10 protein-coding genes and 1 tRNA gene are annotated in these 11,718 nt (G+C 67.3%); 6 read left to right on the forward strand and 5 right to left on the reverse strand.

The features are described 5' to 3' along the window. Positions 1 to 20: 20 nt before the first annotated feature. Positions 21 to 1,013: a methionyl-tRNA formyltransferase gene (fmt, locus tag CFB81_RS16155; RefSeq protein ID WP_069618234.1), complete on the reverse strand. Its 993-nt coding sequence runs from the start codon at positions 1,011 to 1,013 to the stop codon at positions 21 to 23. A 34-nt stretch (positions 1,014 to 1,047) separates the two neighbouring features. After that, positions 1,048 to 1,551 (reverse strand): peptide deformylase, encoded by a 504-nt coding sequence (def, locus tag CFB81_RS16160; protein WP_006485794.1) that lies wholly within the window; start codon positions 1,549 to 1,551, stop codon positions 1,048 to 1,050. Between the two features lie 185 nt (positions 1,552 to 1,736). Here def and dprA point away from each other — a divergent pair, with 185 nt between their 5' ends. The 3 genes from dprA to CFB81_RS16175 all read left to right on the forward strand — a co-directional run bounded on the left by dprA (position 1,737) and on the right by CFB81_RS16175 (position 6,257). Beyond that, positions 1,737 to 3,050 (forward strand): DNA-processing protein DprA, encoded by a 1,314-nt coding sequence (dprA, locus tag CFB81_RS16165; protein ID WP_179235965.1) that lies wholly within the window; start codon positions 1,737 to 1,739, stop codon positions 3,048 to 3,050. Positions 3,051 to 3,086: 36 nt separating this feature from the next. Further along, entirely contained in the window at positions 3,087 to 3,467 is a 381-nt protein-coding gene (locus CFB81_RS16170; protein WP_089435779.1) for a thioredoxin family protein, read from the forward strand. Between the two features lie 192 nt (positions 3,468 to 3,659). Then, a complete protein-coding gene (locus CFB81_RS16175; protein ID WP_069618237.1) occupies positions 3,660 to 6,257 on the forward strand; it encodes a DNA topoisomerase III in 2,598 nt (865 codons plus the stop codon). 124 nt (positions 6,258 to 6,381) lie between these two features. On the opposite strand, the gene CFB81_RS16180 is transcribed toward CFB81_RS16175, so the two are convergent. Further along, a complete protein-coding gene (locus CFB81_RS16180; RefSeq protein WP_089435780.1) occupies positions 6,382 to 7,434 on the reverse strand; it encodes a LysR family transcriptional regulator in 1,053 nt (350 codons plus the stop codon). Between the two features lie 427 nt (positions 7,435 to 7,861). On the opposite strand from CFB81_RS16180, the gene CFB81_RS16185 reads away from it, so the two are divergent. Further along, positions 7,862 to 8,875 carry a D-2-hydroxyacid dehydrogenase family protein gene (locus CFB81_RS16185; protein ID WP_069618239.1) on the forward strand — a complete coding sequence of 338 codons (1,014 nt, stop codon included), beginning with the start codon at positions 7,862 to 7,864 and terminating at the stop codon, positions 8,873 to 8,875. 36 nt (positions 8,876 to 8,911) lie between these two features. Here CFB81_RS16185 and CFB81_RS16190 read toward each other — a convergent pair whose 3' ends face one another. Both CFB81_RS16190 and CFB81_RS16195 read right to left on the reverse strand, forming a co-directional pair. After that, positions 8,912 to 9,778: a patatin-like phospholipase family protein gene (locus CFB81_RS16190; protein ID WP_089435781.1), complete on the reverse strand. Its 867-nt coding sequence runs from the start codon at positions 9,776 to 9,778 to the stop codon at positions 8,912 to 8,914. Between the two features lie 8 nt (positions 9,779 to 9,786). Next, positions 9,787 to 10,191, reverse strand: coding sequence for a PaaI family thioesterase (locus CFB81_RS16195; RefSeq protein ID WP_069618241.1), 405 nt, complete (start codon positions 10,189 to 10,191; stop codon positions 9,787 to 9,789). A 190-nt stretch (positions 10,192 to 10,381) separates the two neighbouring features. Here CFB81_RS16195 and CFB81_RS16200 point away from each other — a divergent pair. After that, positions 10,382 to 10,457: transfer RNA gene (locus CFB81_RS16200), tRNA-Lys, on the forward strand. 191 nt (positions 10,458 to 10,648) lie between these two features. Next, positions 10,649 to 11,698, forward strand: a complete 1,050-nt coding sequence (locus CFB81_RS16205) for a DUF3592 domain-containing protein (protein WP_089435782.1) — start codon at positions 10,649 to 10,651, stop codon at positions 11,696 to 11,698. The last annotated feature ends 20 nt before the right edge of the window (positions 11,699 to 11,718 follow it).

Here is an 11,718-nt window from a genome sequence, read left to right on the forward strand (position 1 = left end):
CGAATGCCGCTCGGGCCGTGTCAGTCAGCGTCCGGCAGCGCGAAACGCTGGCCGGCGGCGAGCGGCGAACCGGCGAGGAATTCCCGCGCGGGCAGCCGCTTGCCGCCCGGTTTCTGCAACTGGGTCACGCGCAGCGCGCCGCTGCCGCATGCGACCACGACGCCTTCCGGCGCGGCTTCGACGATCGTGCCGGGGGCTGCGTCGGCATTCGTGCCGCGCGCCGCCACAGGCTCCGCGGCCCAGAGCTTGATGGCCGCGCCGTCGAGCGTCGCGACGCCGCCTGGGAACGGATCGAACGCACGCACCTGGCGCGCGAGCACGTCGGCAGGCTTGCGCCAGTCGAGCGCCGCTTCGTGCTTGCCGATCTTTTCCGCGTAGGTCACGCCGTCAGCCGGCTGCGGCGTCGCCGGCAGCGTACCGTCGCGCTCGAGCCGCACCAGCGCGTCGACGATCAGCCGCGCGCCGTCGGCGGCGAGGCGGTCGTGCAGCGTCGCCGTCGTATCGTCGGGCGCGATCGCGATGCGCGCCTCCTCGATCATCGCGCCGGTGTCGAGACCGACATCCATCTGCATCAGCGTGACGCCCGTCTCGGCGTCGCCGGCTTCGATCGCACGATGGATCGGCGCGGCGCCCCGCCAGCGCGGCAGCAGCGACGCGTGAATGTTGATGCAGCCGGCGCGCGGAATGTCGAGCACTTCCTGCGGCAGCAGCAGGCCGTACGCGGCCACCACCATCACGTCGTGCGGCGTCGCGCGCAGCAGTTCGATCGCGTCGGCCGCCTCCGCCGGGTACTTGCCCGCGCGGCGCAGCGACGGCGGCTGCGCGACGGTCATCCCGTGCTCGACGGCGTAGCGTTTCACGGCGCTTGCCTGGAGTTTCATCCCGCGCCCGGCCGGGCGATCGGGCTGGGTGAGCACGAGCGGCACCGGAAAACCGGCCTCGTGGATCGCGGCAAGAGCGGCAGCGGCAAATTCCGGCGTGCCGGCAAAAATCACGCGCAACGTATGGGTCATGACAGCGTTCGGAGTCGGGCTGGGCGCACGCGCATCACATCGCGCGTTCGAGTTTCTTCATCTTCGTCTTGATACGCGTCTGTTTGAGCGGCGACAGGTATTCGACGAACACGCGGCCCATCAGGTGATCCATCTCGTGCTGGACGCACACCGCGAGCAACCCTTCGCAGTCGAGCTCGAACGTCTCGCCCTGCTCGTTGAGCGCACGTACGCGCACGTGGTCGGGGCGCTCGACTTCGTCGTAGATGCCGGGCACCGACAGGCAGCCTTCTTCATAGGTCTGCTTTGCGTCGCTCGACCACACGATTTCCGGATTGATGAACGCGCGCAGCTCGTTCTTTTCCTCGGAGACGTCGATCACGATCACGCGCTCGTGCACGTCGACCTGCGTGGCCGCCAGGCCGATGCCGGGCGCCGCGTACATGGTCTCGGCCATGTCGGCGACGAGCTTGCGGATCCGGTCGTCGACCTTGTCGACGGGCTTCGCGACCTTATGCAGCCGCTTGTCGGGGTAATGAAGAATATTGAGCAAAGCCATGGTGTTCGGTATTCGGTGGAGCGGCGCGCCGCATCGGCCATCCGGCCGGCTGGCGCCGCCGCCGGGATGCAATGAAGATGAGGCGGATGCGTGGCATATCAATGCCGCGCATCGCGCCTCCTGCAATCGGCCGGGCGCCTGTGCGCACGGCCCTGTCGAGTATTTCGGATGATGAAAATTTTATCATGGCGCCACGCGCTCCGCTGGACGCCGCATTCGAGGGCAGGCTCATGTCCCCGCAAGCGCTGACGCCCGCCGCGCTGCGCGCATGGCTGCAGCTCGCGCATGCGCCCGGCCTCTCGGCCGCCGTGCTGCAGGCGCTGCTCGCGGCATTCGGCTCCCCGGCGGCATTGCTGTGCGCGCCCGGCGACGCGATCGCCGCCGTGAGCAGCCCCGCCGCCGCGCAGGCCGTGCGCGCGAGCGAGCGCGACGATCTCGATACGCGCACGAGCGCCGCGCTCGCGTGGCTCGACGGGCCGGGCAACGTGCTCGTCACGCTGAGCGACCCGGCCTACCCGCCGCGGCTGCGCGACCTGCACGATCCGCCTCCGCTGCTATATGTAAAGGGGCGGCTCGACCTGCTGCACGCAGGTGGCCTCGCCGTGGTCGGCAGCCGCCATGCGACGCCGCAGGGGCTCGCCGACGCCACGCATTTCGCGCACGCGTTGTCCGACGCGGGCCTCACGATCGTCTCGGGCCTCGCGCTCGGAATCGACGGCGCCGCGCATCGTGGCGGACTCGATGGCCGCTCGGGCACCGTCGCGGTGATCGCGACGGGCGCCGATCTCGTCTATCCGGCGCGGCACCGCGCGCTCGCCCACGAGATCGCCGCGCACGGCGCGATCGTGTCGGAATGGCCGCTCGGCACGCCGGCCCGCGCCGCGCATTTTCCGCAGCGCAACCGGCTGATCGCCGCGCTCGCGATCGGCGTGCTCGTCGTCGAGGCCGCCCCGCGCTCGGGCTCGCTGATCACCGCGCGGCTCGCGAACGAACTGGGGCGCGATGTGTTCGCGATGCCCGGTTCGATCCACGCCCCGCTCGCGCAGGGCTGCCACGCGCTGATCCGCGACGGCGCGAAGCTCACCGCGGCGCCGCTCGACGTGCTCGAGGAATACGGGCTGGGCGAGCCGGCCGCGCGCACGATGAGCGGCGCGGTGCGGGCCGGGAACCCTGGCCCGAACGCGGTTGACATTCGCCAGCCCGAAGCTAACGGCGTCGCGCAACCGGATCGCCCTGTCGCGCCCGCCGCACCGCCCCGCATCGAGGCCCCGCCACCGGGCAACCCGTCGGAACAGGCGGTGCTCGCGGCGCTGGGATACGGCCCCGTGACGTACGAATGGCTCGCCGAGCACAGCGGCCTGTCCGACGAGGTGCTGCATGGCGCGCTGCTCGCGCTGGAACTCGCCGGCCGCGTCGCGAGCGTCCCCGGCGGACGCTTCGCGCGGCTTGACGCGGCGCCCACCCCGTCCGCGCGGGGCGTGCTACATTCCCCGGCATAGGGGCGGCCCGGCCGCCGACGCTACTCAAGGAATGCCATGCCCGCGCTGAATCTCGACACCGACGCAGATCGGATCGCCGAGCGCCTCGCCGATCCCGGCACGTTGCTGGTCGCGTGCCTGTGCGCCGACTGGTGCGGCACGTGCCGCGACTACCGGGCCGCCTTCGACCGGCTCGCCGACGCGCATCCGGACGCCTGCTTCGCGTGGATCGACATCGAAACCCATGCCGACCGGCTCGACGATCTCGACGTCGAGAACTTCCCGACCATCCTGATCGAGGATGCCCACACCGCACGCTTCTTCGGCACGGTGCTGCCGCACGCGGCGATCGTCGAGCGCATGCTGTCCGACCTGAGCGCGGTGCCCGGTGCGCCTCACGCACCGAAATTGCGCGACGTCCTGAACGTCGAAGCCTGAATTCGCGGGCCGGCGCGGCGGTTTGGCGCAGGTTTGCGCGCCCCGCCGCGCCCGGCGCTTGCCGCCGTTGCGGCCCCCCACTATGATGAGCCGCTTTTTACACGCTGAGCCGCCGTCGCTGCGGCGTGTGCTATAAAGCGGTCGTAAAAGGGACCCACACCGGCGAACCCGGTCTACCAACACACACCTGTCATGTCCAAAGCACTGATCATTGCGGAAAAGCCTTCTGTCGCGAACGACATCGCACGCGCTTTGGGCGGCTTTACCAAGCATGACGAGTATTACGAGAGCGACGATTTCGTCCTTTCGTCCGCTGTCGGCCACCTGCTGGAAATCGCCGCCCCGGAGGAATACGAGGTCAAGCGCGGGAAATGGAGCTTCGCGCATCTGCCCGTCATCCCCCCGCATTTTGACCTGAACCCGATCGCAAAAAGCGAGTCGCGCCTCAAGGTGCTCACGAAGCTGATGAAGCGCAAGGATGTCGACCGCTTGATCAACGCATGTGACGCGGGGCGCGAAGGCGAGCTGATTTTCCGCCTGATCGCGCAGCACGCGAAGGCGAAGCAGCCGGTCCAACGACTGTGGCTGCAATCGATGACGCCGCAGGCGATCCGCGACGGTTTCGCGAACCTGCGCAGCGACTCGGACATGCAGCCGCTCGCCGACGCCGCACGCTGTCGCTCGGAAGCCGACTGGCTCGTCGGGATCAACGGCACCCGCGCGATGACCGCGTTCAACAGCAAGGGCGGCGGCTTCTTCCTGACCACCGTCGGCCGCGTTCAGACGCCAACGTTGTCGATCGTCGTCGAACGTGAGGAGAAAATCCGCCGCTTCGTCCCGCGCGACTACTGGGAAGTGAAAGCCGAATTCGCGTGCGCGGCCGGCTTCTACGAAGGCAAGTGGTACGACCCGAAATTCAAGCGCGACGAGTTCGATCCGGAAAAACGCGACTCCCGCCTGTGGAGCCTGCCGGCGGCCGAAACGATCGTCGCCGCCTGCCGCGACCAGGTCGGCACGGTATCCGAGGAATCGAAGCCGTCGACGCAACTGTCGCCGCTGCTGTTCGACCTGACGAGCCTGCAGCGCGAGGCGAACGGCCGCTTCGGCTTCTCCGCGAAGAACACGCTCGGCCTCGCCCAGGCGCTGTATGAAAAGCACAAGGTGCTGACCTACCCGCGTACCGACGCGCGCGCGCTGCCGGAAGACTACCTGTCGACGGTCGAGTCCACGCTCGAGATGCTCAAGGAGAGCCACAACTACCTGCCGCATGCGAAGCAGGTGCTCGACAAGGGCTGGGTGAAGCCGAACAAGCGGATCTTCGACAACTCGAAGATCAGCGACCACTTTGCAATCATCCCGACGCTGCAGGCGCCGAAATCGCTGTCCGAGCCGGAGCAGAAGCTGTACGACCTGGTCGTGAAGCGTTTCCTCGCGGTGTTCTTCCCGGCAGCCGAATTCCGCGTCACGACGCGGATCACCGAAGTCGCCGGCCATCACTTCAAGACCGAAGGCAAGGTGCTCGTCGAGCCAGGCTGGCTGCAGGTGTACGGCCGCGATGCCGAAGGCGCGGACGCGAACCTCGTGCCGGTGCAGAAGGACGAGAAGGTGAAGACGGACGAAATCGCCGCCGTCGCGCTCGTGACCAAGCCGCCCGCACGCTACTCGGAAGCGACGCTGCTGTCCGCGATGGAAGGCGCCGGCAAACTGGTCGAGGACGACGAGCTGCGCGAGGCGATGGCCGCGAAGGGCCTCGGCACGCCGGCGACGCGTGCGGCGATCATCGAAGGCCTGCTCGGCGAGAAGTACCTGCTGCGCGAAGGCCGCGAACTGATCCCGACCGCGAAGGCGTTCCAGCTGATGACGCTGCTGCGCGGCCTCGGCGTGAAGGAACTCACCGCGCCCGAGCTCACCGGCGAATGGGAATACAAGCTGTCGCAGATGGAGCGCGGCAATCTCGGCCGCGACGCGTTCATGCAGGAAATCGCCCGTATGACGCAGCAGATCGTCAAGCGCGCGAAGGAATACGATTCCGACACGATTCCCGGCGACTACGCGACCCTTCAGACGCCGTGCCCGAATTGCGGCGGCCAGGTGAAGGAAAACTACCGCCGCTTCGCGTGCACGAAGTGCGACTTCTCGATCTCGAAGATCCCGGGTAGCCGGCAGTTCGAGATCCCGGAAGTCGAGGAGCTGTTGCAGAAAAAGGAAATCGGGCCACTGTCCGGGTTCCGCAGCAAGATGGGCCGCCCGTTCTCGGCGATCCTCAAGCTGTCCTTCGACGACGAGACGAAGAACTACAAGCTCGAGTTCGATTTCGGCCAGGACCAGGGCGGCGAGGAAGGCGAAGCGCCCGACTTCTCCGCGCAGGAACCGGTCGGCGCGTGCCCGAAGTGCAAGGGCCGCGTGTTCGAGCACGGGATGAGCTACGTGTGCGAGCACTCGGTCGCGAACCCGAAGACCTGCGACTTCCGCTCGGGCAAGGTGATCCTGCAGCAGGAAATCACGCGCGAGCAGATGGGCAAGCTGCTGGCCGACGGCCGCACGGATCTGCTGCCGGGCTTCAAGTCGTCGCGTACCGGCCGCAACTTCAAGGCGTTCCTCGTGAAGCAGCCGGACGGCAAGATCGGCTTCGAGTTCGAGAAGAAGGAACCGAAGGCGGCCGCGGCGAAGAAGACGGCCAAATCGGCGACGAAGGATGCCGAAACCGTGACCGAAGGCGCCGAAGAGAAACCGGCGCCGGCGCGCAAGACCGCCGCCCGCAAGACGACGGCGCGCAAGACGGGTTCGTGACGGCCCGACCGCCGGGCGCCGCTTCGGGCGTGCCCGGCGCCGGCACGCAGCCATAAAAAAACGCGGATCGATCGATCCGCGTTTTTTATTTGCGCCGGCCGTAATGCTACCGGGCGCCGCCCCGTTACAGCGGCGACGGCACCGCCACGCGCGTGCGCGGCGAGCGCGCCACGCGCGGCTGCAGGTTCGGACCGGTCGATTCGGGGGGCTGCTCGGCACGCATCTCGACGCCGATCGGCGGCACCGTCGCGCTCTGCGCGGCCCATTGTTCGCCCATCGTCGCGTCGGTCGAGTGGCTAAAATGCTCGACGAGGTGGTCGATGAACGTCCGCACCTTCGCCGGCAGATGGCGCCGGCTCGGGTACGCGATGTTGATCTCGACCTGCGGCAGCCGGAAATCCGGCAGCAGCCGCACGAGCGCGCCGCGCGCGATGTCGCTGCCGATCAGGTAGCTCGGCAGGATCGCGACGCCCATCCCGAGCAACGCGAACTGGCGCAGCATCGCGGTGTTGTTCGCGACGATCACGTTGGTCGGGCGTACGCGCACTTCGCCGTCCGGCCCCGTGAACACGCGCTCGTCGCCCCAGTATTCGGTTGGCAGGCTCAGGGCCGGGTGTTCGGCGAGTTGCTCCGGATGAATCGGCACGCCGTGCTTCTCCAGATAGCTGGGCGTCGCGCACACGGTCATGCAGCCGGTGGTCAGGCGCCGCGTGACGATGCTCGCGCTACGCATCTGGCGCGTGACGACGATGCCGACGTCGAAGCCTTCCTCGACCAGATCGACCTGCCGGTCGACCAGCGTGAGATCCGGCACCACTTTCGGGAAATTCTCCGTGTACGACTGCAGGACGGGGGCGAGGTTGTGCAGGCCGAACACGACCGGCGCGACGATGCGCAGCGTGCCGACCGGCTCGTGATTGCGCGCGACGACCATCTGTTCGACATCCTCGAGCTCGTCGAGGATCTGGCGGGCACGCTCCAGATAGACCTGACCCGACTCCGTCAGGGAGAGGCTGCGCGTGGTGCGATTAAGCAAACGCGTGCCGAGCCGGCCTTCCAGATCGGCGACGTGGCGCGTCGCGACCGCGTTGGAGATATCCATTGCGCTCGCGGCCCGCGCGAAACTGCCGAGATCTGCAACCTTGACGAACACGCGCATCGACTGCAAATGATCCATAAACGACTCCTGCCGCTGTTACAACTTCAAAAAGATGAAGCAAATGCGTAATTCTCCTACGACAGCGGAAATGATGCAGAGTTGCTCAACAAGGGGCCGGTTGACGATAAAAATAGTCAAAAATCCTCGCCTTCTGCGGATACTTGATCCAATTATTCTGCTTGAAGCAACAATTGGGTGAACCTCGTCGAGTAAGCGGCCGAATCAGGAAAGACGTATTTGATGCGACACAACAGCGCGCCCCTTTGCACGGCGCGGGAGGAGCGCCCGGGATGGCGGGGGCCGATTGCGGCGGAGCGTAACAACCTGTTAAAAAGACACCATGAAGGCGGCCGACGTTGCATCATGTCGGCCCCGGCCGGGCGAGACGGCCGCGCAAGCTGCGCCGCCGCCCCTGCCGCTTTCAACGCGCGACACCCCGTTCACCATGAAAATTGCCATCCTCGACGACTACCAGGACGCCGTCCGCAAGCTGAACTGCTTCGAGATGCTCGCCGGCCACGACGTGAAGGTCTTCAACAATACGGTGCGCGGCCTGGGACAGCTCGCCAGCCGTCTGGCGGAAGTCGAGGCGCTCGTGCTGATTCGTGAACGGACCCCGATTACGTCGCAATTGCTCGCAAAGCTGCCGAACCTGCGCATGATCAGCCAGACCGGCCGCGTGTCGAGTCACATCGATCTCGACGCGTGTACCGACCGCGGCATCGCGGTGCTCGAAGGCACCGGTTCGCCGGTCGCGCCGGCCGAGCTGACCTGGGCGCTCGTGATGGCCGCCCAGCGCCGCATTCCGCAATACGTCGCGAACCTGAAGCAGGGCGCGTGGCAGCAGTCGGGCCTGAAAACGTCGGCGCTGCCGCCGAACTTCGGCCTCGGCCAGGTGCTGCGCGGCCAGACGCTCGGCATCTGGGGCTACGGCAAGATCGGCCGGCTCGTCGCCGGTTACGGCAAGGCGTTCGGGATGAACGTGCTGGTCTGGGGCCGCGAGCATTCGCTCGAAGCCGCGCGCGCCGACGGTTACACGGCCGCCGAGAGCCGCGAAGCGCTGTTCGAGCAGAGCGACGTGCTGTCACTGCACCTGCGTCTGCACGACGACACGCGCGGGATCGTGAAGCAGGAAGACCTGATGCGGATGAAGCCGACGTCGCTGCTCGTCAACACGAGCCGCGCCGAGCTGCTCGAGGAAAACGCGCTCGTCAACGCACTGTCGCACAACCGTCCGGGGATGGTCGCGATCGACGTGTTCGAAAGCGAACCGATCCTGCAGGGCTACAGCCTGCTGCGGATGGAAAACGTCATCTGCACGCCGCACATCGGCTACGTCGAACGCGAAAGCTACGAGCTGTATTTCAGTGCCGCATTCCGCAACATTCTCGCGTTCGACGACGGCGACATGTCGAGCGTCGCCAACCCGGAAGCGCTGACGCCGATCCGCAAGCGCTGATCGCACGGGCCGCGCACGTCGCGCGGCCCCCCTTGGTCAGGCGGCCACGCGGCCGCCCGTCATCGCGCCGACGCGCGTGAGGAAATGCTCGCCGTCGCGCCGCCCGAGATCGTACGCATGCCGCATCTGCGACGGGCTCGTGTAATCCCAGCTCGAAATCGGGACCTTGCTCGACGGCTGCACATACAGCCGCCGCTGCTCGCCATGCGCGACCGTGAACATCTGCGGACGCGGATACAGCCGCGTGACGAGCACCAGCACGTCGCCCGGCGACGGATCGAGCGCATCGACCGGCACGTTGTCGACCATCCCGCCGTCGAGCACCGGCCGCCCGCCGCGCCGCAGCACCGGCGTGAACGGCGGCGTGCAGGACGACTGCAGGATCAGGTCGGCGAGTTCGTCGACCTGCGTGCAGGCCTGCGCGCGCACGAATTCCGGCCGAAAGCCGAGCGTGCGCCCGAGCGTCGGGTGCAGCGTCTTGCGCACGTACTTTTCGATGTTGTATGCGACGAGGCCGGCGGCGACCGCGCTACGCGCGCCGAGCCAGCGCGGCACGTGCGACACGCCGATGCGGATCTCCGGCGCCGCGGCGAGCTTCGCGAACGGCTCGCCGTAGATGTCGAGCAGCGCCTGACGGTAGATCCGGTAATGCGGAAACACCGGCTCGCGCCCGAACAGGTTGCCCCAGTACGCGTTCTTCCGGTTGTGGCGCAGCGCCTCTTCGTAATAGCGCATCACCCACGCGGCGTCGCGCGTATACAGCATGCATGCGGTGGCCGCGCCGGCCGAGATGCCGGTGATCACGCGCGGGCGCAGGCCGAGGGCCGGCTGCGCGACGTCCCAGAAGCCGGCCTGCCACCAGCAGCGATTGCCGCCGCCCGCAAAGACGATCTGGTCGAACATCGCGCCGCTCAGCCGATGAGCGCGTAGGTCGACGTCGCGTGGACGGCCATCTTGCCGTCCTCGTCGAACAGCTCGACTTCGCCGAACACGAGGTTGCGGCCCATCCGCAGCACGCGCGCGGTAACCAGCACGTCGCCCTTGCGCACCGGACGCATGAAGTTCGTGTTCAGCGACACCGTCGTCATCGGCCGGAATTCGCCGAGCGCGGCCGAAATCGCGACCACCATCGCGGTGTCGGCGGCCGCCGTGAACACCTGGCCGCAGATCACGCCGCCCGAATGGCGGAACTCGCCGGAAAACGGCAGGCGCAGCGTGACGCTGTCGTCGCCGATCGACACGGGGACCAGACCCAGCGAGCGGACCCACGGGGCCAGCAGGCGATCCAGCAATTCGCGGACTGCGTTTTCGTCCATCTTCGAATGTCCAGAAAACGTTGCGCGACCGCCGCGCAACGCGTGTGGCGTCATCATACCGGGAGCGCGCAAACTGCGACCGCTCGTTACGGCGCGGACGGCCGCCTTTGCCTTGACGAAATATTTTAAGAAAATCTGCAGAAAGGGCTTGCCATGTCCTGAAAACACCGGCATAATCTTTCTTCTGTTGGGGGCGTTAGCTCAGTTGGTAGAGCAGCGGACTCTTAATCCGTAGGTCGAGTGTTCGAGTCACTCACGCCCCACCAGGAATTCCAAAGGCCGGTCAGCGAAAGCTGACCGGCCTTTTTCCGTTCTGGCGCGCCGCATTCGCGGCGTGCGCCTTTCACGGCGGTACACGACCGCGCGCCCGGCGCGCATCGTTTCCGCTAGAATCGTCCGACAAATATCACACGACCGGCGCCAAGCATCGTCGTTGGCCCGCCGGCACTGAGAGAGCATGGGACGTCAGACATGGAAGCATGTGAACGACGCGCGACCATTCAGAGGGCACGGTTGCGCCAATATCGGCCCGTCCGTCGCGATAGGCCGCTCACCCGGGCACACCCGAATCCGCGCGACGCACGAACCGGATCGCGTCATGCCGGGTAAGGGCGCGCGGGTCGCGCTGATGATCGGTATCGTCCTGTTCGTGCTGGCCGGCGTACTGGCCATCACCGCAAGCCAGGAACCCGGCCACCTGGTCCGCGCGCCGGGCACGGTCGTGCGTATCGTCCAGGACAGCGATGCGATGCGCGCGTACCGGCCGATCGTCGCGTACCTCGCGAACGACGGCCAGCGCCGCGAAGTCGCCGGCAATACCGCATCGCCAGTCCCCGCCTACGATATCGGCGAAAACGTCGACGTCCTGCTCGACCCCGACCACCCCGAGCGCCCCGCGCTGATCGACGATTTCACGCAACGCTGGTTTCCGGTGGCCGTGCCCGCGCTGCTCGCCGTCGCGGCGTTCGCGATCGGCGGCCTGCTGATTGCCGGCGAGCGTCGCCGCCGGCAATCGGACCCGGCGCCGCCCCGCACCGCACGCAAGCCGACTCGGCGCCGCTGGGATGTGGCGATCGTGCTGATTCCGATCGCGATCGGCACGGGCTTTCTCGCCGGCGCCGGCGCGGCCGGCCTGCGTCAGTGGCAGATCGTCCACCACTATGCGCGTTCGACCGGCCATGTGGTCGAGATCGCGAAAAACGGGCGGTCGTCGCGGTCGCGCACGGCGCCGTATTCGGCCGTCGTCGCGTTCACCACCGACAGCGGGCGGCTGATCACGTTCGCCCAAGGCTCGGCGTCGTCGCGCCCGGGCCTGCACGAAGGCGACGCAGTCAACGTGCTGTACGACCCCGTCACCCCCGAGCGTGCGCTCGTCGATCGCTTCTGGGATCGCTGGGGCCTCACGGCCATCCTGTTCGCGATCGGTGCGCCGTTCCTTGCAGCGGGGCTGTTCATCGCCGCGACGTTATGGCCCGACCACCAGCGGCCGCACGAAGCCGCTCAATGACGCACGCGCGGCGCGGCAAC

The sequence above is a fragment of the Burkholderia sp. AU28863 genome (assembly GCF_002223195.1).
GTDB classification, from domain to species: domain Bacteria; phylum Pseudomonadota; class Gammaproteobacteria; order Burkholderiales; family Burkholderiaceae; genus Burkholderia; species Burkholderia sola.

What these genes read in the sequence shown, in the direction of transcription:
- def (WP_006485794.1), bottom strand. Translation starts at nt 1,551, where the DNA reads ATGGCTTTGCTCAATATTCTTCATTACCCCGACAAGCGGCTGCATAAG.
- CFB81_RS16170 (WP_089435779.1), top strand. Translation starts at nt 3,087, where the DNA reads ATGCCCGCGCTGAATCTCGACACCGACGCAGATCGGATCGCCGAGCGC.
- CFB81_RS16185 (WP_069618239.1), top strand. Translation starts at nt 7,862, where the DNA reads ATGAAAATTGCCATCCTCGACGACTACCAGGACGCCGTCCGCAAGCTG.
- CFB81_RS16195 (WP_069618241.1), bottom strand. Translation starts at nt 10,191, where the DNA reads ATGGACGAAAACGCAGTCCGCGAATTGCTGGATCGCCTGCTGGCCCCG.
- CFB81_RS16190 (WP_089435781.1), bottom strand. Translation starts at nt 9,778, where the DNA reads ATGTTCGACCAGATCGTCTTTGCGGGCGGCGGCAATCGCTGCTGGTGG.
- CFB81_RS16205 (WP_089435782.1), top strand. Translation starts at nt 10,649, where the DNA reads ATGGGACGTCAGACATGGAAGCATGTGAACGACGCGCGACCATTCAGA.
- fmt (WP_069618234.1), bottom strand. Translation starts at nt 1,013, where the DNA reads ATGACCCATACGTTGCGCGTGATTTTTGCCGGCACGCCGGAATTTGCC.
- CFB81_RS16180 (WP_089435780.1), bottom strand. Translation starts at nt 7,434, where the DNA reads ATGGATCATTTGCAGTCGATGCGCGTGTTCGTCAAGGTTGCAGATCTC.
- dprA (WP_179235965.1), top strand. Translation starts at nt 1,737, where the DNA reads ATGGCGCCACGCGCTCCGCTGGACGCCGCATTCGAGGGCAGGCTCATG.
- CFB81_RS16175 (WP_069618237.1), top strand. Translation starts at nt 3,660, where the DNA reads ATGTCCAAAGCACTGATCATTGCGGAAAAGCCTTCTGTCGCGAACGAC.